Consider the following 25,649-nt stretch of genomic DNA (forward strand, 5'->3'; position numbering starts at 1 on the left):
TCGCTCACAATATTTAATTAGCACTCTCCATTTCTCATCATTTTTTGACCACAAATTTATGACATTTACGACAAATCTGACACTGCTTTACGCTTCATGGAATCTGCCGGATGATGCATCTGATCGACACCGGGACGGTAATAAGACATGCCACCGCACCAAATAACATAACCGCAACATCCTGAAAAAGGAACTGGGAATTAAGAATAATTTCCAGGGTATATTGCTGTGTCTGAATGTATGAAAATAACAGAATAGTTCCCCCAAGATAAGCAAACAGCAGTGTATTTACTGTTGTACCTATGATTTCTTTTCCGACCTGATAGCCGGAAGCTGTAAGCTCCTTCGCTGTCAGACTGTTTTTATGGGTCCAGACTTCATATACAGAGGAGGTTACGGATAATGCCGTATCGATAACAGCTCCAAGAGTACTGAAAACAGTTACAAATATTCCTACATGAAGCATGTTGATATGAAGATCCGTACTGTAATAATACATAAAATCATCTTCTGAAATCTGGATCTCATTTAATCCGTAGCTTCCTGATCTCCATGTGATAATATAAATCGGAACAAACAAAAGTAACATTACCAGCAGTGTAGCCAGAAAAGCCGCCCGCGTCTTTGGATTATTTCCGTTCTGATAAAACAGAGAAATATAACAGACACCTGCACCTGCCACCAATATCAGGAGCAGTACAGGAAAACCGGCAGACATCAGCATAATTGAAAAAAACAAAATTACAATATTCCCTGCCAGTGTCATAATTGACATGGCTCCACGTTCACCACCGATCAGGACCATCAACATAATCAAGACCAATGTAAGAAAAATGATCATTTTCTGCCACTCCTTTTCCATGATGGTATTTTCATAATCGCTGAAGCAATAAAAACGGATACCGGTATTGCCAGTACAATTCCAATGCTTTCTATCAGAAAACGACAGATATCATATGGAATGTGGTATCTCACGATCGTTACAAAGCTTATATCATTATTCATCTTAAGTATGAACATGGGAATCATGCCGCTTGCCAGAACAAACAGCAGTACATTTATCATGGTTCCCATAATATCATATCCGATTTCACGACCGGAATGTATCAGTCTTCTCAGAGAAACCGATGGATTTTTCCGTACGATCTCTCCTACTGCTGCGCTGATCGTCACCGTCACATCCATAATTGCACCAAGTCCTGTCAGCATAATATCTGCCCAGAATATATCTGCTGAATTGCCTGTACTTCCAAGGTATTCCAGATTGGAATAATCCAGATCTCCGTACATATAAATAGAAAATTCAAACAATGCCATGATCAGAAACAGAACACACAGTGTTGAAAGAACTGAGGAAAATGTTTTTCTGTGAATTCCATTTAAGCAGATCAATGTAGTCAATGAAAAAAGAACTGCGATGACATTACAGATATTTAAAATATTTTTCCCTTCTGTAAAAGCCTGAAATCCATACGCAAATATGACTGTATTCAGTATCAGTGATATGATCGTGTAAAATCCCTGCTTTCCTGTAATGCAGATCAGAAGAAAAAATAATCCTCCTGCCAGTAATGCCAGATACCCATCCCTTTTTACAGAACGTATCGTTTTTCCGGGGCTTTCCTTTGAACCGCTTAAAAGAACGGTGTCTCCTTTATGATATTTCTTGGTCTGAACCTGAGAAGATGTATATTCATTAGAGACCGTTATTTTTTCCCCTTTATGCGAACCGTTTAATATCCGTGCCGTAATATTCTGAGTATAGTAATATTCTTTTGAGCCCCTGGTTCCTTCTCTGCTCAGAGTCTGTTTTTCTGTTACGGAACATATTTTTGCCAGCGGTGTATGATAAAATCGGGAATTACAGCAGGTAAACAGAACAAAAATAATATATATGCCGGCTAAAAGATATTTTTTGTGAAATATGCAGGATTTCATTAACTTCATTCCCCCTGTAGAAATATTGCAATTGTAAACGCACTGACCGGTTGCTTTTTATCGAAGTAACATTGTACGCTTTTTGAAAGTATCGGTCAATATAAGGTATACAAAAAAACAGCAGCAGAACCGTTTTCACAGTTCTGCTGCCCCCATAATTATTTTAACAAATACCTAACTCCAAAAAAGCCATTATTTACAAAGCGCAGAAAATGCATCTGCAACAAACTGAACCTTGGTTCCGATGATAACCTGTACAGAAGTTTTTCCAGGTTTGATCACGCCTGCAACACCTGCAGATTTGATCACCTTATCATTTACAGCTGTAATATCCTTAACCTCAAGTCTCAGTCTTGTGATGCAGTTATCGATGCTTGTGATGTTCTCTTTTCCGCCACAGCCTTCGAGGATCTTCGCAGCAATAGCAGTATAGTCATCATTTGCAAGCTCGATATTCTTCTCTGCCTCAAGATCGTCATCGTCTTCTCTTCCCGGAGTCTTCAGATCAAATTTCTTGATGGCAAAAAGGAATACAACATAGAATACGATGAATGCTGCGATTCCAAGAGGAAGGATGAGCCATGTCTTCTGTGCTGCCGGAAGTGAGGATGAGAAAAGTAAATCCATCGCACCAGCAGAGAAGCTGAAGCCTGCACGGAATCCAAGAGCAACTGTGATCATGGTAAAGATACCGTAAAGTAATGCATAGATCACATAGAGGCCAGGAGCAAGGAACATAAATCCAAACTCGAACGGCTCAGTTACACCACAGATAAATGCACAGATCGCTGCGGAAGCAACAAGACCGATGGCAACTTTTTTCTTTGCAGGTTTCGCACATTTAACCATTGCAAGTGCTGCACCAGGAATACCAAACATCATACATGGGAAGAATCCGGACATGTACATTCCAAGGCTCCAGGATACATCTGCAGAGGTTTCACCTGCCCAGAAGTGCTGAAGATCACCAAGTCCGATGGTGTCAAACCAGAATACATTGTTCAGTGCGTGATGTAATCCGGTAGGGATCAGCAGACGGTTCAGGAATGCATAGATACCTGCACCAACAATATCCATACCTGCAACTGCTTTTCCTAATGCTACAAGTGCACTGAAAAGTAATGGCCATACAAACAGTAATACAACAGATACGATAATGGAAACTACTCCTGCAATGATCGCTACGCAGCGCTTGCCGCTGAAGAATGACAGCCAGTCAGGAAGCTTGGTGCTCTTGAATTTGTTATAGCATGTAGATCCGATGATACCGGCAAGGATTCCAATAAAAGGATTCGCAATTTTGTCAAACGCAAGAGTTTTTGTTGCACTGTCAGCGATTGATGGAATGATGGTTGTAACAAATCCTGTAGAAAGAAGTGTTGTGAGCATCAGCCAGGATGCAAGTGCAGCAATTCCGCCGGTTCCGTCATTCTTTTCTGACATACCGACACCAACACCGATAGCAAAAAGGATTGCCATGTTCTCGATCAGAGCTCCGCCTGCCTTAACCAGAAACAGACCGATCAGATTGGCTGCGCCATGAATGTCTCCACCCTGCATGGTTGCCGGACATAACCAGTATCCGATACCCATGAGGATACCACAGATTGGCAGTACTGCCACCGGAAGCATTAACGCTTTTCCCAGTTTTTGAAGAAATTTCATATATTTCCCCTCCCTTAAAATAAATATATTTGACCGGATCACTCCGGTTATAACACCCCGAAAATTGCTACTATCTCCGGGCTGCTATAAGCCTGTCAGCTGCATGAAGATGATCATGAAAGCTTGAGGACGGCTTCATCCGCCGAAACATCCCCCTCCTTCTGGAGGCTTATCTTTCCGTAATCATCTGTGTTGCAGATCAGAACCGGGATAATCGTGTTTAAACCGGCTTTCTCAATTTTGTCCAGATCAGCCTCTATCAGAAGATCACCCTTTTTAACCTTGTCACCTGCTGCAACGTGCGCTTTAAAAGGTTCGCCCTTAAGTGTGACTGTATCCAGTCCGATATGTATCAGTATTTCTGCGCCCTGAGTGCTTGTCAGCGTAACTGCATGAAGCGTATCAAATACCATTGCCACCTCACCGTCTGCCGGAGCATATATCCTGCCATCTGCCGGGATCACTGCAAAACCGTCACCCAGTACCTTGTCCGCAAAGACAGGGTCCGGAACCTCCGCAAGGGGAACCACTCTACCCTTGCAGGGTGCATAGATTAAATTTCCTTTATCTTTTCCTTTAAAAAATTTCAGCATATTCTCTTCCTCCCGTTATTTCACCACTTCTTCCGGTATTGATATCCGCGATGTCGATTTGTAAATATGTCTATATATTTTTTATCCGTTCCGGGTTTATATTATATATTTCGTATAATTTTCATTTTTTGATTTTTAGGCATGTGTATATATCAACCATTATTTTCGGTTTTGTCCACATTTTTATCGGTATTTTTCAAAAAAATAAGCTGTAGCACATTAATGCGACAGCTTATGCAAGAATATTCAGTTTACTTCAGCAGTTCTTTTTCAATCCTTTCTCTTGCCTCCGGAGCCTGTTTGTTCATCTTCTCGGGGAAGCCGAACATGGATATACAGGCGATATTGTCACCACCCACCTTCGGGGCATCCGGTGCAAGCTGCTTCTTTGCAAAATCCATTTCTCTTAAGGTACGGAAGATACCGTCAAAATCAACATCTCCCTCGCCCATGGCCAGATGCTGGTGCACCGTCACATCTGCTTTTCCCCTTCCGTTCAGTGACGGCGGATTCAGAATGTAGCGGCAGTCCATAGTCTGATTAAAGGTATCTGCAAAAAGCACATGGGTCAGTTCATCGCCTGCATATTTCAGCATGCTTTCCACATCACCCTTTCCCTGATCGTAGAAAAATCCGTGAGGGGAAGAATATACGTAACCCAGATTTTTGGAACGGAAGGATTTTACCATATCGCAGGTTTCATTATTCAGCTCACAGAAATCATAGGGATGAGACTGGATCTCCACACGAAGGCCTTCTTTTTCAATGATCGGAAGAAGTTCTTCCATGGAACGGAACCACATACCGTTGCAGATCTCTGCCTGGTTCGGATCACCGGAAAGCTCGGTATTGATCACAGGAACTCCCATGTTTACTGCGATCTCGATCATTTTTTTCCAATTGGCAACTGCAAACTGACGCTCCTCCTCTGTAGGGCCGGACCAGCGGTAGACACAGATGAAGGAAGAAATCTCCACGCCGGTCTCACGCAGCGCATCCCGGTATTCCATTTCACATTCCTTCGAAAAAAGCGGATGCTTGTAAAAAGGATTGATCCTGGGGTGCGGAGACTGTTCAATATATTTGTAACCCCAGTCAGCAACCTGGTGGACCATACGGTTGATATCCATCTGTTTTGCCAGAACATCTACATCAAATGCAATTTTCATGTTAAAACCCTCCCAATTTCTCAGTTAAAACAGAAGGCGGGAAATTTACCTTCCCGCCTTCCGCCCGTTTTCATATATTTCGCATATCTCTGTTTTACTTATTTTGCAATGGCATCCAGTGCTTCCTGAGCATTGTCTGCTGTGTAGTATACGTTATCTACGATGGTCTCGGAATCAACTTCCTTGCCATCCAGAAGGTCTGCGCATGCATCTGCTGCAAATTTTCCCTGGTCAGCAGTACCCTGTGCCATGGTTCCCTGAAGCTTTCCATCCAGAACTGCCTGAAGTCCTTCCGATGTAGCATCGATTCCATATACTTTGATCTCACCTGTCTTCTGTGCATCTGCAATGGCTTTCGCAGCACCTACAGCCATACTGTCATTCTGTGCAACTACTGCGCTGATCTCTTTTCCTGCGTTCAGCCAGTTCTCAACAATGGTAAGTGCCGGCTCTGTTTGCCACTCTGCAGTATCCTGGAATGCTACGGTTACATCCGGATAATCTGCAAGTACCTGGTCAAAGCCTTCAGAACGTCCAACCTGTCCGTCAGAACCCATAGGTCCAAGAAGAAGAGCTACATTACCTTTTCCGTCGATGTCCTTCATAACCTCTTCCATCAGTTTGGAACCTGTGGTTGCCGCATCTGCACCTACATAGCAGTCAGCAGCTTCCGGATCACTGATTCTCTGGTTTACGATAACGACATTAACGCCTGCCTCTTTTGCCGGTTTGGTTCCAATCCACTGACCATCTCTTAAAACTGTGATGGTATCTGAGATCCGGAAGATCTCATCCATCTTATGAGAAATATAGATAATGGCAACACCCTGTTTTTTCAGTCTTTCGATCTGTGCAAAAAGTACAGTTGCTTCTTTCTCTGTGATGGCGGATGTAGGCTCGTCCATAACAATGATCCTGGAATTCAGTGAGATTGCCTTTACAATCTCTACCAGCTGCATTTCCGCTACACTTAAGGTACGCATCTTTGCCCGGGGATCAATATCGATATTCATTTCCCGGAAATATTTGCCGGTCTCCTCTCTCATTCTGGCGATATCCACGATCTTCAGCTTCTCAAATCCTTTTTTAAGAAGCTCTCTTCCAACAAAAACATTCTCTGCCACTTCCATGTCCAGCACTGTGTTCAGCTCCTGATGGATCATGGAAATTCCTTTGCTCATGGCATCCTTCGGCCCGTGTATGACAGTTTCTTTACCTTCCAGAAAGATACTTCCCTGGTCTGCCTTGTAAATTCCCATTAGAATCTTCATCAGTGTGGATTTACCGGCACCATTTTCACCCATCAGGGCGTGTACCTCACCTGGTCTGACCTGAAGGGTAACATCCTCGAGAACCTTCACACCCGGAAATGACTTATAGATGTTTTTCAGCTCAAGAACATATTCCATAGATTTTCTCCCTTCCTCTCCTTTTTCCTCGCTTAATAACCATACAGGGGAATTAAAAATCCCTCCTGATAATGTTTTGGTTTGTTTATGAGCATATATTAAACAATTTATGCTCACTTTCCAACCGACATTTTTCATATCAGGGGGGATGATTTTTGGATTTTTATATTTTTCACACAATACGCAGGCGATTTAAGAACTCTTTGTTGTTACATCTGCTGGTAACAGAGGTCTGGATGCCGATCTTTTTTCCAAGGTAATTTTTCAGAATTCCGGGGGTTGCTTTTTCTCCGTTAATGCGGATTTCTCCTTCTCTCCATCTCTGTTTGCCGGCCAGCGTGTTTACCAATCTGCTGGCTGTTTTGTAATCGTTGTCACGGATCACCGCGATCTCTCCGCTTCTGACCTTCAGTGAAAAAGGTTCCTCTTCCTGATCATGAAATTTTATATGATCCATTTCCAGAATGATCCTTCCTTTTCCTGCCGTGACCGGTACAGCGCCTTTCCATACACCAGAAGCTGCTGTATACAGTTTTTCTTTTTCATACTCATCCACACTAAGCCGGTAACAGATCAGACCTTTTTTCAGGATATCGATCCTTCCGGCGTAGCGGAACAGAAATTCATAACTCTGATCCTGAATATAAACAGCCTTTCCTCTCTGGAGAAGAAGCTCGCTGTATTCCATAAAACGTTCGATATCATCAGGCCGGAGATACTCTGTCAGGAAACTGAAAACCAGGATATCCACATCATACAGCCAGGACTGGAACAAAAATACCCTTCCATAATCAATGGGGCTTAGATCCCGGATGCGGTCCTTCCAGTCAATTTCCCCACACAGCAGCTCCTTCATTTCCAAAGCCTCCTGGCTTTTGAACCTTTTCTTCATTTCCCTGCGGTCCCTGATCCCAAGATTTCCTTTCAGGGAAAAAAGATAATCTCCTACTGTCAGTTCCGGCGAATAATTGGTTTTTCTCTCCAGAACCGCAACCCGGTTGGAAATCTCCCTGTGTATGGACATACTGTCCGCCTGTTCCTCACAGATAAATGTTTTTCCCGTTTTCAGATCCATAGTCCCGCGAAAAAAATTCAGGATCATATCCGAGTCCGAGATACTGTCCGGAAAAATTCCCACGCATTCTCCTCTGGAAATTTCCAGATCCAGAATGATCTTTTTATTTTTTACAGGCAGAAGGCCATTTTCAATTCTAAGAAGTTCTTCTTTCATTTACGCTACCTCAGATTGATTTCTCCGTCATCGTAGATCAGCGGGAGAAGCATGCGGATCTCGGTTCCCATTCCTTCCGAACTGAACACATGCAGTCCGTAATCTTCTCCAAACAGCAGCTTAATGCGGCTGTTTACATTGGGAAGTGCAATACCACCCTTTCGGTTCCTGCCATCTCCAAAGCGTTTCCTGGTACGGTTCTGCGCAGAAAAGATTTCGTTGAGTTTCTCCATCTGTTCGGTATCCATACCTACACCATCATCCTTTACATAAATATAAAGAACATTTCGGCTGCTTTCCACTACCACCTTCACGGTTCCCTCTCCTGTCTTTTCTTCCAGGCCATGGGCAACCGCATTTTCCACAAGAGGCTGCAGCACAAGCCTTGGCATCCTGGCGCTTAAGAGCTCCTCATCGTTCAGTTCCAGTTCCAGATTCATCCGATCACCGAAGCGGAATTTCTGAATGGTAAAATAATCTTCCACATTTTCCAGCTCATCAGACAAGGTCACAAGCCGTTCCACATCCGTGATGGTATAACGGAAAAAGGTAGCCAGCGCTTCTGTGGTATCTGCAATCTGATCCACACCTGCGATCAGGGCATCCGCACGTATGGCTTCCAGGGTATTATAAAGAAAATGAGGATTGATCTGGTTCTGCAGTGCCAGATACTCCGCCTGCTTCTGTTGAAAACGCATTTCCGGTCCGGCCTCCGTGATGCTTGTGATATCCCTGCAGAATTCTTCCAGCTCTCTGCATGACGACCAGTCCTCCCGAAGCACATTTTCCAAATTTCGATTTTTATGAAACTGCTTCAGTTTTTTAATAAAACGAATGTATGTCATAAAACGGCTCATTGCACTCTCACAGGCCTCCTCCTATTGATACATTTTCTTATAATCGGACGGGCTGATCCCGGCATTCTTTTTGAACAATCTGGAAAAATATTTCAGGTCCTGATAGCCTACAGCCTCTGCCACATCATTCACAGACATCTCACCACTGCAGAGGAGCTGTTTTGCCTTGTTCATGCGAAGCTCTGTCACATAGTCCAGAAAGTTCTTCCCTGTTTCCTTCTTGAAAACCGAAGAAAAATATGTAGCGTTAAATCCGATGTGTTTACTTACATCTTCCAGCTTCAGAGGCTCCAGGTAATGCTCCTGGATATATTTTCTGGCTTCTGTGATGGGTTTCTGCTCTTTTGTTTCTTTTTTCTTCTCAAAGTTTTCGATCAGATCGGAAATATATTCTCTCAGGAAACCAAACGCCTCGGAGGTTGTGGTACACCTGTAAAATCCATAGATCAGATCTTTTCGGATTTTGTCGATATCCAGTTTTTCATTCTGACGGATTCCTGTGAGGACTGCATCGGAAATTTCCATATAGCAGTCATAGATCTGACTTCCGGATGCCCTGCGAGCTGTCATGATCCCTTCTGTTCTGGCAACCTCCATGGAGATTTTTTTGCTGTCCAGATATTCTCCGATCTCCTGGAAATATTTCCGTTCCTCCGGAAGCATCTCATAATCTTCCCTTGTCTCATTGTCGCCGGCATCCCAGGAAAGCCAGCCGCCTTTTCCACCGGTGATGCGATTCTTGCAGAGCTGTACGGCTTCTTTCATGGACTGTGGAAGCTCCTGGATCCTGTGTTTTTCGCCACCCATTGCCATGGTGACAATGATTCCCCAGAAAAGATCTCTCTGATTTTCAATCTCTCTGCGGACTCGTGTAAGAAACTGGCGCAGCTGTACCGGATCATACTTTTCCTTATAGATCACAACCATGATCCCCTCCGCATGAACAGCCGCCGCAGATTCATCCGCAAACTGTTCCAGCGCTTTCTGAACTACAGACAGCGACCGTTTCATCATGATCCTGTATGCATCCCCATGTTCTTCCGCAGAAGGAATATCCGGTTTTATAATGATCACCTGATAAGTGCCTTCATGAAAATCACAGCCATATTCCTGATTCAGGCTTTCATAACCGTTCAGCTCCCTGTTTTCCTGTGCGTATTCCCGCAGATTATCTACCAGCTGTTCCCGTTTCTTCCACTCGTTTTCACGAAGCTGCCGGTCCACAGACGCTGTCCAGTTATCCAGACGTCTCTTTTTCTCCTCTTCCTCACGGATTCGGATGAGAAGCTGCGTCAGTTCTTCCGCATTTACCGGTTTCAGAAGATAATCGGTCACTCCGTATTTCAGCGCAGTCTGTGCGTACTCAAACTGCCGGTACCCGCTTACCACGATAAAAACCAGATCCGGCCGCAGTTCCTTTGCCCGCCGGATGAGCTCCATTCCATCCACTCCCGGCATCCGGATATCTGTCATCAGAACATCCGGCTTTTCTTCCTCAATAAGCTGAAGTGCTCTTTCCCCGTCATTGGCAGTTCCCGCGATCTGGTACCCCAGTTTTTCCCAGTCCACAATCTTCTGCAACAAAAGATTTACCTTCGGCTCATCATCTGCAATGATTACTTTCAGCATAATTTCCCCCAGATATGTTTCCTTTTATTTCAGCAAAAATAACTGTTATATATTACAGAAATTATATCACGCACCTTATATTTTTTCATCCAGATTATATTACAAAATATTTCAGAAAAACAGGCCGGAAAGACTGATGATTGTCTTTCCGGCCTGTTCTGATTTCTGTTTATTTATGGACCGGTAACTCCATCTGCCGGTTCATGTTTGTGATTACCTGAAACTCTCCGTTTACCCTCTCAATTTCGTATACCAGTGGATGTTCTTCGGCCCACTTCGGATCTTTTTCCGCAAGGCTGTTCCAGGTATACCAGGCCTGGACAAAACCTCCGTGAATGGTATTTTCTGCTTCCAGGCGTGCCTGTACTGCATCTTCATAATTCTTAAATGTTCCTATATAAAATCTCTTCCCCTTAAATCCTATGGTGGCACGGTACTTTCCATTATTCATATGGTAGATTCCACGAAAACCGCTGGTATTGTCACTGCGGTGTTTTCTCTTTTCCAGCATTTCCACGCAGGTTCCATCAACCATATGAAGCTGCCCCGGAAGTTCTTTCCAGATTTCCTGGCGCAGGCAGCCACAACTTTTGTAATTGCCGTGAAGAAGCCCGTCTTCTGTGACCTCCACTTCATTTCCACAGTCGCAGCGGCAATGCCAGAATACTGAGCCTTTTTTGCTCCGTTTATCTGTGTGGTAAAGCGCAGTCAGACGTCCGAATTTCTGGCCGCTGATATCTGTGACTCCCCTTCCCTTTTCGTAACGACTGCAGCCACAGCTGGTACACTTTCCAGCTTTCAGCGCATGTGCGGTAACGATATGGATATTTCCACAGTCACAGCGGCATTCCCATCTGGTTCTTCCGTTCTGGCTCCGAATCCTTCTTACTGCCACAAGTTTCCCGAATCTCTGACCTGTAAGGTCTTCTGCCACCGGTCCACGTCTGGCCGTTTTTTCCAGAATACATCCACAGTTATCCACGGTTCCTCTCACCAGACGCCTTGTATTTACTTTTATTTCATTCCCGCAGTCACAACGGCACAGCCACATAATGTACCGGTTCTCACGTTCATCCAGTCTTTTCAGCACAGTCAGATGTCCAAATCTCTGGCCTTCCAGCTCAAGTCCCCTGTTCATATTCTTCATCCCTTACAAAAAACAGCGGTACGGTAGAAAATTTTTTTCGGCCGCACCGCTGTTCAGATTTTATTTTTTATCCGTCTTCTGTTTTTTTCTGGCAAAACCGATTATAAGTAATACCGCACATCCGGAAACGCAGATTACTGCGATCCATTTTCCGATATTGGTATTATCACCGGTTTTTGGCATGGATTTTACATGACAAGCAGTTGGGTTGCTGCCAGTTTTATCTGGAGTCGTTGTCACCGGAGTTGCCGGTGTACTGGTCGGTGTATATGCAGGAGACGGTGTCGGTGTATTTTCCGGCGTTGGTGTTGGTGTGTCCGCAGGATCATAGGTATTCACAAATGTGATGTCCTGTTTTTCACTGACCATCTGCGCATCTGTATGTGCGGCAACAACCGCTTCCAGCTCGCCGGAGTCTCCGTTTGTTACTGTCACTTTTACGTAATAAACGGTGGAGTCATAATGGCCTTTTTTCAGGCTGCCCGGCTGCTGGGAAACTGTGTAGCAGTACACACCCGGCACAGAATAGCTCACTGCCGGAAATTCCGCTTTCCCGGCTCCTGTTACTGTCAATATGTTTTCTTCCGGCATGGGCGCTTCGTCCTCACCCTGAAGAATGATCGTATAAGTTTCGTCCGGAGATGGCTTCTCACCTGACAATTCCACGCTGACAGGAATCTTTACTTCCGCAACTCCAGCTGCCATAGCTGAAATCGGAAAAACTGTCAGGCACAGAACCGCAAGCAGGAGCACTGCCGGAAATTTTCGTATATTCGTCTTCATCCCCTCCTTACGTCTCCGGCGAATAAGGTTTCATTACCGCCAGAAGAACTGTTCTTGCATCTGTAAATTCCGAAGAGCAGGTTGACATTGCCAGTATCTGAGAAAAATCTTCGGACTTTCCAATCTGATCCATGGTTTTCTGATGGATATTTTCTGCATTCTTTCTGACAAAATCCACAAGCCCGCTGGTGTCTGCCTGCCATTTCCCACTGTTAAAAATTGAATCCTCAGAAGCGGAAACCTGCATACATGCAAAAATTTCCAGCTTGTAGGAACGGTCAAGGAGAATCAGGGTGCCTGTGGTGTTTTTGTCAAAAAACTTCTTTTTTCTATAGAGATCCAGATCACCAAACATCTTGTGGTTGGCCATGTGATGGCCATACAGCAGGGAATATTTTCCCTGGAATGTGTTATCACAGCCTGAATCCAGGAAGATGCTTCCTGACAGTGCAAAATCGCCGTATACATCGGTGTTGATGTAGGTCAGGTTATCTTCTCCCTGTAGAATCGGATAATCAATTTTTGTATGATCCAGTGTGATCCATCCGCAGACATCCGGATTAATCTTTCGAAGTTCCTCAAAAGAAGCTCCCCCATCCTTCTGTTCCGGGTCCGGCTTCAGTTTCATAAGCTCAGACTGAACATCATCCACGGCTGCATAAACCTGTGCATTATCCCAGAGTGCGTATCCGGAATATGCCGCTGCAAGGATCAGAAACAATGCCACAATGGCAGTGATCAGAGAGTTGGCTGCTTTCAGGAAAAACTTAGATGCGTTCATACTGCCTCCTCTCTGCTGCCTGAATAATCATTAGTCTTCGAATTTGCGTCTTCTGGTGATGAATGCTGCACCTGCGATTACGATTACACCTGCGAATACGAGGATGTATGGGAGGGTTGTGAGGTTGACGCCTGTGTCGACGTTGCCAGTTCTAGTATTGGTAAATTCTACTTTCTGATCAGCAGCATTTACAGTACTGTCGTCACCATTTCTTGTTGTGGTATATCCTGCAGCAGCTGTCTCAGTAACAGTATAGCTTACTCCATATGGGAGATTTTTAATGCTAATTGTATCACCATGTTTCAGTTTGAAAGTTGTCTCTTCGCCAATTTTAATAGATGTAGGATTACTTGCACCTTCACTTCCACCTGTTACAGCATAAGACTCTTCATATGTTTTTCCTTCTACACCTCTTAAAGTTACTTTGAACTCGAAATACTTATCTTTATCACCAAGATTACCTTCAACAGTTTTGGAAATATCTAATGTTCCTGCAGAATAGGTGTTTACAAATGAATCAGATTTTTTTCCTGTTGATTCTGTATGAACTGCTGCAATACGAAGTTTTCCATTTGTCCCATTAACTACTGTTACTTTCAGTTTAATATCATTTCCGTAATAATTAACACCTGCTTTTGTTCCTGCAACTTCCCGTAATGTATACTCATAAATACCAACATTGTCATAAGCAGGCAATGCAACTGTTATATTTCCTGTTGTTCCATCAACAGTTGCTGCTCCCTTTGCAAATTCAGCACCTGTAATTGTTCCAAGATCTGGAGCCGTAGTTGCCTCGCTGTCTGATACACTACCTTTCCCTACCTGCTCTAATGTGAAAGTTTCTGCTGGAGAAGTCGTACCTTCATTTGTAAGCATGTAAACCTTCTTAACAGTAACAGTTTCCTGATCTGTAGGTGTAGTATCTGCCGCAAACGCCGTACTTCCCATGGTAAACATGGTGGCTGCTGCGATCAAACATGCTAACAGTTTCTTTGTCTTTTTCATAAGAAAATCCTCCTAGAAATATAAATTTATTTATAAGCTCATAAAAAAGCAGCTTATACATTTTGACTGTGTTGTTCTCCCGTAAATGGAAGAACCGTTCCGTTTTTTACAGTTCCCTTCTTCGAAGTATGGTGATTACTTTTGCCTTCACATCCTCTGTGGAGATGGGGCCGAATTCCCGGCTGTCTTTTGCCTGTGTCCGGTAATCTCCCAGAATAAATACACTGCCTTCCGGAACTGTATAGGGATATGTGATCCCTTCCTTTGCATATGTAGGAAATGCAATTTCTCCTGTCTGGGCCGTTCCGTTTACGAGAAGCGTTCCTGTGTCATCCATTGTAACCACATCCGTCTCGCATCCCAGAATACGTCCCACATGAGTTTTGCCGCCGGCTTCATAGACGACGACATCATTTTTTGCAAAATTCTGTTCCATCCGAAAACCGATGAGAAGATCTCCGGCGTCCACTGCCGGAAACATTTCGTTGTCCGGTGCCTGGCCTATAAGAAAAACCTGTGTAAACAGCAGCCAGCCAACGGCCACGATCAACACGATCCGCCAGAAAAGACGGATGTAGCCTTCCTTTATTTCTGTAGAATATCTTCTTTTCCGGATTGTCTGAGAACAGGTTTGATCTTTTTCAGCACGCATCACCCCCGCACCTCTTCCCCGGAGCTGTCTGCCTTTTCTTTTCCGGCATCCTGCCCGGTATTCCTGCTTTCAGCAAGTTTCTTATATTTGCGAATCACGGCATTGCAGCTTCTCTGGTGGTCGGCAAGGAGTGCATCGTAACGTGCACGTTCTGCGCTTAAGGATGTCTCGTAGATCTGGTTCAGCTCTTCCAGCTTTTTCCAGAGCTGGATCTCATCCACTCCACCAAACAGTACCTTCCGGAACTTTACTTCCTGAAACCACTGTCTCAGCTTTTCCTGCTCATGATTTAACGCCTTTGTATTTGTTTCCGGAAGCCGCTCCGGCTGTGCATTGCGGCTCCCTTTCTTTGCTGTCTTTTTTTCCTTCATCGCATGTCCGCCCTTAACTCTGACGTTTTCTGCGTCCGAAGAGCAGAAGCCCAGCACCTAGGGCTACAATTCCCAACGCCAGAATATATGGTGTTGTTCCAAGGTTTAAACCGGTGTCTGGAATGGCTTCTTTATTGTTGGTAAAAATGACTTCATGTGCGGTATCGTTATTCAATTGCTGAATATTGGATATTGTCGCTATTCTGTCACCAGCAGAAGCAGAACCGTCTATTGTACAGGAAGTTGTATATCTGCTGCCGCTGTAATCATCCTCCGTAATTGTCACCGTTGCTCCAACCGGAACTTGTGTCAGCTTTCTTGTCTGGTTATCTGACAATGTAATTTTCGTTGAACCTGTATACTGTGTCTCATCGATTTTAAATGGAAGATTAGTATTTCCATTTACTACCGAGACTGTAAAACGGAAGGGTTTGTTCTTATCTCCCATATTTCCGGTTACAAGCTTTTTGATATTTACGGATGTATAGAGTGGTATATAGTGAGCATAGAAGTTTACGGTACCGTCTGCCAACTCTGTGGCATTCGGGGTATAATTCCAATTTGTAATTTTCTGGTCTTTGTAAGCTCCTCCGGTCTCATTTTCCGGATACCAGCCATCCAGAACATAGATTATTCCGTTAACTTCTTTTGTACTGCCTATCTCAGCTTTTGTTGTTTCGACAACAGAATCGCCAGTTTTATAGTTTTTCGCATCAACCTGTGTGTAGTCCGTCTCACCCGGGTCTTTTACCCAGAATTTTGCGGTAAATACACTTTTACTTTTTATACTCAGCGCACAGTCTATGTGATATGGATATGTTCCTCCATTGTCACGTGAAATTTTACGGGGCGTTAATGTAATCTCCAGAATATCTTCTTTATTAAGATCCCCAAGAGCAATCCCTGTATCTTTACTGATTGCAGTTTTATAATTATCCCAGATTGAATCCAATACAAATGTGAAATATGAACCAGTAGTCGCATCTCCACGCTTTACTGTCCAGGTTGTACCTTTACTTCCATCCGGCCATGAAGTAATATACTTAGATACATTTGATTTAATATTTTTCTCCTTGTAAACCGTATTTCCTACATAACCATCTTCCCAGGTTGCACCATCTGTATTAATATTTCCTATTGTATTACTTGTTTCCTGTGCCGGTGCCCATGCTCCTGTATCATTTGTCCATGGATCTCCTGCAGGATTGGCAAGATAATAAATTGCTGCTTTCCCAGAATATGTTGTTGAGGATGCTGGTGTAGGTGTTGGCCACTTTGCTTTCGCATCTTGTGTCTGTACCTCTGAATCTGCTTTATCCTTTTCCAGCTCTTCCACCTGCGTTGGTGTAGCAGTTGGCTGTTCCGTCACCGTTGGCTCCTCCGGCTGCTCAGTCACAGTCGGGTCCGCTGGCTGCTCATTATCTTCTGACGGGGTCGGCTCCGCATTATCCGCATCCGGATTCTCCATATTATCTTCCGGTGGAGTGACTTCCGGTTCTTCCGTCTGTTCTTCCCCGGGCGTCTGTTCGCTGTCCGTCTCTGCCTCTGCTACCTCCGGATCTCCCGCTTCCTCTGTCATGACAGACTGTACTGTTTCATCTGTATTTTCGCTGCTGGCCTCTACTGAAAACGCTGAAATCGAAACACTGCAGATCATTGCAAACGCAATACAGACCGCCAGCATCTTCTTCAGCAGGCTGTGTTTTCCAGATGAATGACTATGTATCATACCTCATACCTCCTTCTTGTATGATATGGCAATCAAAAAAACAGGCACTGCTCATACATACTGTTTGTCCGTGCCGGTATTTCTGCTCTTTCGCAGAGCACAATACTCTGCGTAAAATTTTTCGCAGTTGTCTGAAAATCAACCTTTTTTCAGTCTCTGACGGCGATTTCTGACGGTTCTTAAAAATTTACAGTCTGAAAATTTTTTTCATTTCATCTGTTTTCAACTTCAGTTTTTCCATATTTGCACGCTTCAGTCGCATAGACGAGTGTACATAACATTCCAGAGTAATCCTGGTGCTGGAATGCCCCAGAATCTCCGAGAGACTCCGGATTTCAAAACCGGCCTCCACACATCTTGTGGCAAAACTGTGGCGCAGAGTATGGAAATGCACACCTTCCAGATTGCAGGCATCTGTATACAGTTTCATCCTGTACTGCAAAGTTCTCGGTTCCAGAAACTGCTCTTTTTTACCGGTCAGAATATAGGCATCCGGATTATCTTTTTTCCACCGGGCGCAAAGATTTGCAATGTCCTCATTCATGGGAATCACTCTTGCAGATTTTCCGCTTTTTGGCCCGCCGGTTACAATTCTTGTTTTTTCCTCACTGACAGGGTTCAGATCTTTCAGGCGCTGCATGGTGTGACGCACATAAATGACTTTTTCTTCCAGAGAAATATCTCCCCACTTCAGGGCACAGAGTTCTCCGATTCGAAGTCCGGTCATAAGTGCTAGCAAAACGCCAAACCGGCATACGTCCATATCTTTCAGAAGATATTCCGTAAATCTTTTCTGCTCTTCAACGGTCAGTACACGCATTTCTTTTTGTTCTGCACGTGGATATACGATTTCCACAGACCGGGCAAGCGGATTTTGTTTTACTGTATAATCTAAAATGGAATTCAATACGGAAAGAATATCCCGCACTGTTTTTTGTGAAAGATTTTTCTCATGAAGCAGATGATAACTGAACTGCTCCACAAGTATTTCTGAGACAGCTTCCGAAAAATATTCGCCCAGATCAGGTTTGATGTATTTTTCCAGAATCGTTGTATATTTTACAAAAGTAGCTGGCTTTACGCTGCTCCGTTTCAGGCAAAGCCATTCGTCACAATAATCGGAAAGATGTTTTCTCCTTCCGCGCACGGACTGAGGCTGATTATTCATAAGCGCAAAACGGGCCTGATTCATTTTGTCCCTGGCTTCATGGTATGTTTTTCCATAACAGTAGCCATAATGGATCCTTCCATCCAGCCTGTGGCCCTTGATATACCTGGCTTCCCAGCGACCGTCTTTTCTCCTGTAAATGTTTTCTCCTTTTCTGCTCATTGTTTTTCCTCCTGTTAAACAGAATTCTTATAGTCTGATCACAAATGAGATATTTTATCCACCACCAGGTACCTTCTGACGATAATCCTGACGGCGTATTACCTCCTTTTACAGCTGCTTTCCCATTTGCAGCCCTATATTATCCGTAAAATCTGACGAAAAACCACGACAAAAAAGCTGTTTTTCCAGAGCTAAAAGCTTGAATTTTAAGAAAAAAAGTGGTAACTTTATATAAACAGAGTATTGTGCTCTGTGAAATTTTACCAGTTAATTATCTTAAAATAACTATATTTTTTAAGTAAAAAATTCCCGCATATATCCTTCCTGATATACGCGGGAATTTCTGATTTTTCTCTTTATTTTTATTATCCTGTCTTTTTTACCGGAGAATTTTGATCTGGCACATCTCCATGGCTTTCAGTGCATTCTCATGACTCTCCGGTGTAACGCCTGCACAGCATGCGGCATCTACACAAATCGGAACTTCAGGAAGAGAAGCCTTGATCAGAAGTGCATTGGAAATCACACAGATATCTGTACAAAGTCCTACCAGGGTAATGCTTCCAATTTCTTCATCCTCATTAATCGTAACCAGCTCCCCTGCAAGATCTGTAGAACCGAAAGTTTCTTTATCAATTGGCTCTGTTTTTCTCAGAACATCCAGTTCTTTCCGAATCTGCCAGCCATCTGTCCCCCGGATACAATGAGGAACCGGAAGATTTTTCCCCTCCTGTGTTTCCAGATAATATGTCTCATGGGTATCTCTCGTGAAGAATACTTTTCCGTCAAAATTTCGGATCTTCTCCTCCACCTTCGGAACAATGGCCACAGCCTCCTTCGTGCCAAATGTGCCGTCAATAAAATCATTTTGCATGTCTACTACGATGAGAATGTTCTGCATGTTTGTCACCCCATTATTTTTATAACTTATTTCTGCCCGACAAATCTGTAATATCTTTATTGTGCATACTCTACCGGAAGATGTCAAGCGAAAGAACTTCATAAAAAATCTCTGTCACATCAGCTTTCTGCCAACATGCCAGACAGTTTCCTCCACTTACTGCAAAATTTCAATCCTTTCTGAAATAAGTTCCTTTACGTTTTCCTTCTTCTCCTCAGACAGATATGCTTCCTCTATTTGCTTCAGAAATTTATCTTTCTTAGAACATATTTTTTTCAGCATATGTTCTGCTGCATTCGATGGTATCCCACAGGCTTCTGCCAACAACCGGAATTCTTTTTTATGAATATTTCGTTTTTTTCCATTAATCGTAAGTGCAAGCTGTTCTTTATCTTCCGGCATGATTATATTTACAGGCAACATATCATATGCTTTTGACAGCTGAAACTTCCTGTTTCCAGGTTCCGTCTCTTTCAATGAAAAATTTTTCAAATGCATATCTGAATTTCCCATGACAAAAGAGCCCAATACACGTAAAAACAATTCTGACATATCCAGTCCCGGTGTCGTCGAATATTTCTTAATAATCCTGCCACATTGTTCATAAGAACCTTTGTACTTATCTTGCGTTAATCTACAGGATAACTGACAAAAATCTTCCATTGCATATAACTTGATTTCTTTTTCCGTTATCTCCCGATCAATCCGTTTTGTAATATATGCATACTCTCCATTCATTTTTATAAGTGCATGTGGCACTGTCTGTATCCCCATGATCTCAGCAAGTCGCATGGCAAGATCTTCAAATTCCGGCATATTTTCAAATTCTTCTGTCTGCGGCTTTAATATATAACCCGTCGGATAATCTACAATTGTAAGTCTTGCATCTATATCACTTGATAAATGAAGTGATAATTTCTTTTGAACACCTGGCACAGTTAATCCTTCATTAACCGTTTCATTTACAAGAAATTCCAGTTGTTCTTTTGTTATATCCAAAACAGGCATTTCTTTTGTATGAAAAAAATTTACCACACATTTTTTATGCCACTGCCACTTTTTTTCTGATTCTGCTGCATTTTGATTGATCGTTTTTCCACAACATAAACATTTCATGTTATTTCTCCTCTGATACAAACGTCTCCGATACAGTCTCTGCATGCCGCCAGTAAAAGACCAAATCTGTCCTTCTGATTAATTTTCCAGTTTCGACTGACTACGCCAAGAAGCCAGCCCTCAGGAATCAGTCCATCAAAAAATGGAAACAAAATGGTTGTTTCATATGGGGCTTCACGTAAAGGTAGAGTAAGGCTTACCGCCACCGCATCCTCTCTTTTTAAATATTTTTTATCATACGAAAAAATATATCCTTCTTCTGTTTCAGCAATTATTCCGGCAAAACAATTTTGAATATATACATAACCTTTTCTATATTCCGACTCCACCTGCTATTCCTCCCTTTCACCCGGTACAGCTTCTTTTCCGAACATTGCCAATGCCTGATTTACTTTATCCAGACGCACAGTTTCTTTTCCCTGCTCCAGCTCTCTTACAAATCTGAGCCCCAGGCCAGCACGCATTGCAAACTCTTCCTGTGTAAGTCCAGCTTTTTTTCTTTCTTCTTTTATATAATTACCAATCCTGTTCATAATAAACATATTAATCCCTATCGGGTATAATTTCAAGTTAAAATTTACAATTCAATCCCGATCGGGTATATTTATACTGATCACAGTTTACTTCATGAAAAAATCTCTGTCACATCAGCTTTCTGCCAACATGCCAGAGATTTTCTCTCATTTATATTTCTTCTGTATCTTAAGCCTCAATAATCCGCACATTCCAGGCAGGAATCTTCAGCTCTGTACCAGCCTTAATTTCCTTGCCGGTAATTACATCTTCTGCATCACCATATTTGTACGTAACAGCCTGTTCTGATCCTGAGTAATTCAGGAAATACCTGATCGTTTTTCCAAGATCATTCGTTCCTTTACGTACAATCACCGGATAGCTGTAACCGGATAACTCAACGCCTGCACTTCCAAGAGCATCTTTTATTACATTCTGAAGGGTGGCATCATCTGTCATACATCCCAGATAATATGCCGTACCTTTCCCATATTTATTTCTGGTTATGGCTGCATATCCCTTCCAGTTATAATGCTCATATCCGGCAAGTACCTCTGCGCCTTCCGGTTTCAGAAGTTCCATAAATACCCTTGCTTCGCCATACAGCTTTCCGGCCAGCTTGACCTCCCGCGGAAATGTAAACTGATTATAACTGATCCCCAGCGCACTTTTTAGAATATGCGGCTGTGCATCCACATGAACCTTCACATTCTCATTGGCAAAACCGCTCTTAAATGTCACAACCAGCGTACCGCCTTCTTCCACATAACGATTCAGCCTCTGAAGTGTACTGTCCGGAACCGCATAAAGCGCCGGTACAAAAATCGCCTTATACCGGGAAAGATTCTCCGATTCCGGCCATACAAAATCACACTCCACATTCATCTGATACAGCGCATCATAAATCCAGCGAACCACATCATTGTAGCGGATTTCACCATTATCCCCGGAAGTCGCCTGAATGCCAAACCAGTTCAATGCAGTCAGAGCCTCATTGCTCACCATCACAGCCACATCATTTTTCTTCTTAAGATTCACCAGACGGCTGCCTTTTTCCCGAAATTCTTTTCCAATAATACAAGCCTCACGGTAAGTATCATTCTCCGCAAAATCATGGCTCAGAAGTCCCTTCCAGTAAGTTTCAAAAGAATTATGGATAGAATGCCAGTGCCAGTACATCACACTGTTGGCCCCGGATGCCAGATGACTGTAGGCACAGAGACGAAGCTGACCTTTATACGGCGTCCAGCACGGAAATCCCTGAGCTTCCGTCTCTAGTACCAGATAGTTATCATGCTTCAGACTGCGGATCATATCCCCTCCAAAAGCAATCTCCGTACCGGTCAGATCATCCTGAGACGGATGATAAATATCCGTTCCCGCAATGGTCAGAGCCTGTGATGCATGAAGATGATTCACATCCGGCTGTACACCGTAAGAATATCCTCTCCACTCAAAATCCAGGTTGTGGGTAATAAACTGATCTTCCCTCTTATACTCGCTGACGATCCCGGCCTGCCAGCTTAAGAATTGATCCACCAGGGTCCGCTGGAACTTCTCAAACTCCGCACCCAGACTGCCATTAATCGTTCCCCTCACATCCGGAAAGTCTTCCCAGGCATCAATCCGGTTACTCCAGTAATCCAGCCCAAATTCATGGTTCATGGCATCCAGATCATCCTGAAATTTTTTTCTTAAATATTTTACAAAAGCCAGCTGCACATTTTTGCCTGCTGTACCGTAATACTTGGTCTCATTATCCACCTGAAAACCAATGACACACTTCCTTCCTGCACTGACTTCCATCAGTTTCCGGATCACACGCTCCGCATAAAAAAGATACACCGGATTGGTAATATCCATAATCTGTCTGGCACCATAGATCCCCGCCCCATTTTTCGTCGTGGCAATCACATCCGGATGGGCCTTCACCATCCAGGCAGGAACCGCATACGTAGGCGTACCGATGATCACATGGATCCCGGCCTCCTCCATAGCATCCATCACACGCTCCACATGAGAAAAATCAAACACCCCATCCTGCGGCTCACAGGTACTCCACGTAGACTCCGCAATACGCACCGTATTGATCCCCGCTTTTTTCATCATTTCTATATCTTTATCAAGTCTGTCATACGGCATGTATTCATCGTAGTATGCCGCGCCAAAAAGAAGTTTTTTCATATCTTCCTCCCATGGTATATTTTGATAAATTTATCTTAACAGAAGTTTCCGATACAGGATATCATTTATTTGAATATTTTTTACAGATTATACCAACGTCCTCATTAACAGAAAAACCGCTCTTTTCTTTCATATTAAAATACGAGAAAAGAGCGGTCTTCCATTTATTTTTTACAGTTATTTATTTTATCTTATTTACCCTCAGCGATCTCCTTGGTGATCTTCAGGAACTTATCAATATCGTCTGTTCCATGGCAGTGAAGCGGAGAAACACGAAGCGCACCCTCAAGACCAAGAGTTTCTACGATACGTTTGGAATACGGGCTGCTCTTTACACGCTCGAACAGAGTAACACCATGCTCCAGATATCTTCTTGCACACTCTGCAAATTCAATACCCTCGATACCCATGGCAACAATGAGATCTTTGTATGTAAGATCCTCCATATCCACATAAACCTGAACACCCGGGATATGACGAAGACCCGGAACCTTATCGGTACCTTCCAGCATACGGTACAGAAGCGCTCTCTCCTGAAGATGAATGTGATTCATACCCTCAACAAAAAGCTCACGCTTATTATATTTATGTGCGGAATCGCCCAGGAAATGTTTACCGATACTGCAAACATAATCAATAACAGCCATCATAGCCGCAAAGTTAGCCGGAGCCGGAGTACCAAGAGCCCAGACATTATCATCCTTGCAGGTCAGTTTGATATGCGGCATCACAGCAACACGGTCAGAAACATAAGCATAACCACAACCACGAACACCAAAGAACTTATACGGAGCAAAGTTGCAGACATCCACACCCCAGTCCTCAACATCGATCACTGCATGAGGAGCATGCTGAACCGCATCACTGACAATATAAATATCCGGATTGATCTCTTTTGCACGGCGTGCAATTTCCTTGATATCCATGATATTACCGGAAATATTGGAAGCAGCCATAATGCTGAGAAGAACTGTATCCTTATCCACATACTTCATAATCTCATCCGGATCAAGACCACCCGTCACCTTATTAGCCGGAACCTCACGGAACTCCCTGCCAGTCTTCTTGCAATAATACTCAACCGCATCATGAGCAGACGGATGCTCCAGAGCAGAAGTAACTGCATTCTTACCCCAGTCAACACCTTCCATAATTGTACCAACTGCATGGAACATAGTCTGGGAAGCAGTCAGTTCCGTAATCAGAGCACCACTCTTCGCACCAAAAATAACCTCAAGGATCTGCTGAGTACCATCCTTAACATAATCAGCCAGATCAAACCCTCTGCCACGTGCACGCTCCGGGCAATCCGGAAACTCCTCAATCGCAGCCTTAGCCTCAACCGCCTTCTTCAGTCTCAGAGAACCACCAGAGTTCTCAAAGAAAAGACGCGCACCATACTGCGGATCCTTATCTGCATAACAAAACTGAGATTTCAGCTTCTTCTGATATGTATCTGAAAATAAAACTCCATGATTAAATTCCATAATGATATCCTCTCCTTCATCACACAAAGCCCCGGTCTCCCGGATAGCCATCAATTCATGAACACCCTCGTTTCACGACTGCGTTCATTATATCTCTTTCATCAGAAGATAGCATAACACATTTATAAATAGTTATAAAATGAATAATGTGAGTGTATTATATTAACATTGTTTATATTTTAACACAGCATAACAGCCATGTAATACTGCAAAAAAGTTGCTGTTGATACTTCCGTCAAACCACAAACAAACTCAGCCTTTCCTCCCAGCCGTCCAGCGCAGCGCTGACGGCTCATCCAACTCCCGGGCCACCACTCAACCTATCACTCTAAACCAACCTACCGAGCAGCCACCCTACCCTCCCGCCCTGAAAAGCCAGCCCGTGAGGCGTCCCTTTCATGTGCGTCCCTTTTCCCACAAAAAAAGCCGAACCAGCCACACCACAGCCAGTTCAGCTTCCTCCCAGAAACTCACTCCCCATCAACCCAGGCAAGCAACTTCCCAGTAAAAACTCTATTAAAGAAATGGATCACCGGCCCCAAACCAAAAGCCGTCACCAGCGTACCAATTCCCACAACACCACCAGTCAGATAACAGATCAGTGCACAAAGCACATCATTAGACATCCTGTGCCAGAAATAAGGAATCCTCGGCCACTTCTCCGTCATGATCAAAGAAAGACTATCATAAGGCGCAACCCCCTCATCCGGCATCTGATACATCGACAACCCCAGACAGCAGATCACAACCCCAATACACAGCGCAACCAATCTCACCGGCAGCGCCACAAGCTCCAATCCCATAACTCCATGAAAAATATTATAAAAAAACGTAATAATATAAGCCAGGCACACCGCATTTACAACTGTACCAATCCCCAGAAACTTCCTTCCAAAAGCAATCTCAATAATCAACAGCACAATATTCACAATCAGCTGAAAATTACCATAAGCCATACCAAGCATATCCGCAACCGCCATATTCATTCCACTAAACGGATCCGTACCAAGCCCGGCCAGCTTAAAAATTCCAATCCCCATACCTGCAAAAACATTTCCGATGCACATGATCAGAACATGCTTCCAGTTAATATTCCTCAAATACTCCCCCATAGCATCAATTCCTCTCTCTTTCAAAACAATCATAATCAATATACACA

The 25,649-nt window shown here is 43.5% G+C and carries 24 protein-coding genes; all 24 read right to left on the minus strand.

The window, feature by feature from the left end; genetic code table 11:
• Positions 1-94: 94 nt before the first annotated feature.
• The 24 genes from G5B06_RS03020 to G5B06_RS03135 all read right to left on the minus strand — a co-directional run bounded on the left by G5B06_RS03020 (position 95) and on the right by G5B06_RS03135 (position 25,602).
• Positions 95-841: a YibE/F family protein gene (locus tag G5B06_RS03020; protein WP_173771282.1), complete on the minus strand. Its 747-nt coding sequence runs from the start codon at positions 839-841 to the stop codon at positions 95-97.
• Positions 838-1,947 carry a YibE/F family protein gene (locus G5B06_RS03025; protein ID WP_330606690.1) on the minus strand — a complete coding sequence of 370 codons (1,110 nt, stop codon included), beginning with the start codon at positions 1,945-1,947 and terminating at the stop codon, positions 838-840. Before G5B06_RS03025 ends, G5B06_RS03020 begins: the two co-directional genes overlap by 4 nt.
• A 183-nt stretch (positions 1,948-2,130) precedes the next feature.
• The gene (locus G5B06_RS03030) at positions 2,131-3,603 is read right to left on the minus strand and encodes a PTS transporter subunit EIIC (RefSeq protein WP_173771284.1); all 1,473 of its coding nucleotides are present in this window, start codon (positions 3,601-3,603) and stop codon (positions 2,131-2,133) included.
• A 113-nt stretch (positions 3,604-3,716) separates the two neighbouring features.
• A complete protein-coding gene (locus tag G5B06_RS03035) occupies positions 3,717-4,196 on the minus strand; it encodes a PTS sugar transporter subunit IIA (protein ID WP_015526406.1) in 480 nt (159 codons plus the stop codon).
• Between the two features lie 251 nt (positions 4,197-4,447).
• Positions 4,448-5,365 (minus strand): sugar phosphate isomerase/epimerase family protein, encoded by a 918-nt coding sequence (locus tag G5B06_RS03040; protein WP_173771286.1) that lies wholly within the window; start codon positions 5,363-5,365, stop codon positions 4,448-4,450.
• 98 nt (positions 5,366-5,463) lie between these two features.
• On the minus strand, positions 5,464-6,774 hold the full coding sequence (locus G5B06_RS03045; protein ID WP_173771287.1) for a substrate-binding domain-containing protein: 1,311 nt from the start codon (positions 6,772-6,774) through the stop codon (positions 5,464-5,466).
• A 172-nt stretch (positions 6,775-6,946) separates the two neighbouring features.
• Positions 6,947-8,005: a hypothetical protein gene (locus tag G5B06_RS03050; RefSeq protein ID WP_173771289.1), complete on the minus strand. Its 1,059-nt coding sequence runs from the start codon at positions 8,003-8,005 to the stop codon at positions 6,947-6,949.
• A gap of 5 nt (positions 8,006-8,010) precedes the next feature.
• On the minus strand, positions 8,011-8,862 hold the full coding sequence (locus G5B06_RS03055; protein WP_118608935.1) for a sensor histidine kinase: 852 nt from the start codon (positions 8,860-8,862) through the stop codon (positions 8,011-8,013).
• 21 nt (positions 8,863-8,883) lie between these two features.
• Positions 8,884-10,491, minus strand: coding sequence for a response regulator (locus G5B06_RS03060; protein WP_118608934.1), 1,608 nt, complete (start codon positions 10,489-10,491; stop codon positions 8,884-8,886).
• A 169-nt stretch (positions 10,492-10,660) separates the two neighbouring features.
• The gene (locus tag G5B06_RS03065; RefSeq protein WP_243279055.1) at positions 10,661-11,629 is read right to left on the minus strand and encodes a transcriptional regulator; all 969 of its coding nucleotides are present in this window, start codon (positions 11,627-11,629) and stop codon (positions 10,661-10,663) included.
• Between the two features lie 69 nt (positions 11,630-11,698).
• Positions 11,699-12,421, minus strand: coding sequence for a Spy0128 family protein (locus G5B06_RS03070; RefSeq protein ID WP_173771291.1), 723 nt, complete (start codon positions 12,419-12,421; stop codon positions 11,699-11,701).
• A gap of 7 nt (positions 12,422-12,428) precedes the next feature.
• On the minus strand, positions 12,429-13,202 hold the full coding sequence (srtB, locus tag G5B06_RS03075) for a class B sortase (protein ID WP_173771293.1): 774 nt from the start codon (positions 13,200-13,202) through the stop codon (positions 12,429-12,431).
• A gap of 30 nt (positions 13,203-13,232) precedes the next feature.
• On the minus strand, positions 13,233-14,207 hold the full coding sequence (locus G5B06_RS03080) for a DUF7601 domain-containing protein (RefSeq protein ID WP_173771295.1): 975 nt from the start codon (positions 14,205-14,207) through the stop codon (positions 13,233-13,235).
• Positions 14,208-14,313: 106 nt separating this feature from the next.
• On the minus strand, positions 14,314-14,859 hold the full coding sequence (lepB, locus tag G5B06_RS03085) for a signal peptidase I (protein WP_173771297.1): 546 nt from the start codon (positions 14,857-14,859) through the stop codon (positions 14,314-14,316).
• A complete protein-coding gene (locus G5B06_RS03090; RefSeq protein WP_148445549.1) occupies positions 14,859-15,230 on the minus strand; it encodes a hypothetical protein in 372 nt (123 codons plus the stop codon). The genes lepB and G5B06_RS03090 overlap by 1 nt, the downstream gene beginning before the upstream one ends.
• Before the next feature lie 13 nt (positions 15,231-15,243).
• Positions 15,244-16,959: a DUF7601 domain-containing protein gene (locus tag G5B06_RS03095; RefSeq protein ID WP_173771299.1), complete on the minus strand. Its 1,716-nt coding sequence runs from the start codon at positions 16,957-16,959 to the stop codon at positions 15,244-15,246.
• Positions 16,960-17,146: 187 nt separating this feature from the next.
• Positions 17,147-18,289 (minus strand): tyrosine-type recombinase/integrase, encoded by a 1,143-nt coding sequence (locus G5B06_RS03100; RefSeq protein ID WP_173771301.1) that lies wholly within the window; start codon positions 18,287-18,289, stop codon positions 17,147-17,149.
• 379 nt (positions 18,290-18,668) lie between these two features.
• Positions 18,669-19,190: a cysteine hydrolase family protein gene (locus G5B06_RS03105; RefSeq protein ID WP_173771303.1), complete on the minus strand. Its 522-nt coding sequence runs from the start codon at positions 19,188-19,190 to the stop codon at positions 18,669-18,671.
• Positions 19,191-19,346: 156 nt separating this feature from the next.
• On the minus strand, positions 19,347-20,306 hold the full coding sequence (locus tag G5B06_RS03110; protein WP_173771305.1) for a HipA domain-containing protein: 960 nt from the start codon (positions 20,304-20,306) through the stop codon (positions 19,347-19,349).
• Entirely contained in the window at positions 20,303-20,635 is a 333-nt protein-coding gene (locus tag G5B06_RS03115; protein WP_118608985.1) for a HipA N-terminal domain-containing protein, read from the minus strand. The genes G5B06_RS03110 and G5B06_RS03115 overlap by 4 nt, the downstream gene beginning before the upstream one ends.
• 3 nt (positions 20,636-20,638) lie before the next feature.
• Positions 20,639-20,839, minus strand: coding sequence for a helix-turn-helix transcriptional regulator (locus G5B06_RS03120; RefSeq protein WP_118609019.1), 201 nt, complete (start codon positions 20,837-20,839; stop codon positions 20,639-20,641).
• 169 nt (positions 20,840-21,008) lie between these two features.
• Entirely contained in the window at positions 21,009-23,003 is a 1,995-nt protein-coding gene (locus G5B06_RS03125; protein WP_148445557.1) for a beta-galactosidase, read from the minus strand.
• Positions 23,004-23,194: 191 nt separating this feature from the next.
• Positions 23,195-24,490, minus strand: a complete 1,296-nt coding sequence (locus tag G5B06_RS03130) for an aminotransferase class V-fold PLP-dependent enzyme (protein ID WP_173762465.1) — start codon at positions 24,488-24,490, stop codon at positions 23,195-23,197.
• 470 nt (positions 24,491-24,960) lie between these two features.
• Complete coding sequence (locus G5B06_RS03135) at positions 24,961-25,602, minus strand: YczE/YyaS/YitT family protein (protein ID WP_118608987.1); 642 nt, start codon at positions 25,600-25,602, stop codon at positions 24,961-24,963.
• Positions 25,603-25,649: the final 47 nt, after the last annotated feature.

Origin of the sequence: Blautia luti (assembly GCF_013304735.1) — a bacterium.
GTDB lineage: Bacteria > Bacillota > Clostridia > Lachnospirales > Lachnospiraceae > Blautia_A.

Bases quoted from the DNA above. Each gene is read 5' to 3' on its own strand.
- G5B06_RS03020 (WP_173771282.1), bottom strand. From the start codon at position 841: ATGATCATTTTTCTTACATTGGTCTTGATTATGTTGATGGTCCTGATC.
- G5B06_RS03025 (WP_330606690.1), bottom strand. From the start codon at position 1,947: ATGAAGTTAATGAAATCCTGCATATTTCACAAAAAATATCTTTTAGCC.
- G5B06_RS03030 (WP_173771284.1), bottom strand. From the start codon at position 3,603: ATGAAATTTCTTCAAAAACTGGGAAAAGCGTTAATGCTTCCGGTGGCA.
- G5B06_RS03035 (WP_015526406.1), bottom strand. From the start codon at position 4,196: ATGCTGAAATTTTTTAAAGGAAAAGATAAAGGAAATTTAATCTATGCA.
- G5B06_RS03040 (WP_173771286.1), bottom strand. From the start codon at position 5,365: ATGAAAATTGCATTTGATGTAGATGTTCTGGCAAAACAGATGGATATC.
- G5B06_RS03045 (WP_173771287.1), bottom strand. From the start codon at position 6,774: ATGGAATATGTTCTTGAGCTGAAAAACATCTATAAGTCATTTCCGGGT.
- G5B06_RS03050 (WP_173771289.1), bottom strand. From the start codon at position 8,005: ATGAAAGAAGAACTTCTTAGAATTGAAAATGGCCTTCTGCCTGTAAAA.
- G5B06_RS03055 (WP_118608935.1), bottom strand. From the start codon at position 8,862: ATGAGCCGTTTTATGACATACATTCGTTTTATTAAAAAACTGAAGCAG.
- G5B06_RS03060 (WP_118608934.1), bottom strand. From the start codon at position 10,491: ATGCTGAAAGTAATCATTGCAGATGATGAGCCGAAGGTAAATCTTTTG.
- G5B06_RS03065 (WP_243279055.1), bottom strand. From the start codon at position 11,629: ATGAACAGGGGACTTGAGCTGGAAGGCCAGAGATTTGGACATCTGACT.
- G5B06_RS03070 (WP_173771291.1), bottom strand. From the start codon at position 12,421: ATGAAGACGAATATACGAAAATTTCCGGCAGTGCTCCTGCTTGCGGTT.
- srtB (WP_173771293.1), bottom strand. From the start codon at position 13,202: ATGAACGCATCTAAGTTTTTCCTGAAAGCAGCCAACTCTCTGATCACT.
- G5B06_RS03080 (WP_173771295.1), bottom strand. From the start codon at position 14,207: ATGAAAAAGACAAAGAAACTGTTAGCATGTTTGATCGCAGCAGCCACC.
- lepB (WP_173771297.1), bottom strand. From the start codon at position 14,859: ATGCGTGCTGAAAAAGATCAAACCTGTTCTCAGACAATCCGGAAAAGA.
- G5B06_RS03090 (WP_148445549.1), bottom strand. From the start codon at position 15,230: ATGAAGGAAAAAAAGACAGCAAAGAAAGGGAGCCGCAATGCACAGCCG.
- G5B06_RS03095 (WP_173771299.1), bottom strand. From the start codon at position 16,959: ATGATACATAGTCATTCATCTGGAAAACACAGCCTGCTGAAGAAGATG.
- G5B06_RS03100 (WP_173771301.1), bottom strand. From the start codon at position 18,289: ATGAGCAGAAAAGGAGAAAACATTTACAGGAGAAAAGACGGTCGCTGG.
- G5B06_RS03105 (WP_173771303.1), bottom strand. From the start codon at position 19,190: ATGCAGAACATTCTCATCGTAGTAGACATGCAAAATGATTTTATTGAC.
- G5B06_RS03110 (WP_173771305.1), bottom strand. From the start codon at position 20,306: ATGAAATGTTTATGTTGTGGAAAAACGATCAATCAAAATGCAGCAGAA.
- G5B06_RS03120 (WP_118609019.1), bottom strand. From the start codon at position 20,839: ATGAACAGGATTGGTAATTATATAAAAGAAGAAAGAAAAAAAGCTGGA.
- G5B06_RS03125 (WP_148445557.1), bottom strand. From the start codon at position 23,003: ATGAAAAAACTTCTTTTTGGCGCGGCATACTACGATGAATACATGCCG.
- G5B06_RS03130 (WP_173762465.1), bottom strand. From the start codon at position 24,490: ATGGAATTTAATCATGGAGTTTTATTTTCAGATACATATCAGAAGAAG.
- G5B06_RS03135 (WP_118608987.1), bottom strand. From the start codon at position 25,602: ATGGGGGAGTATTTGAGGAATATTAACTGGAAGCATGTTCTGATCATG.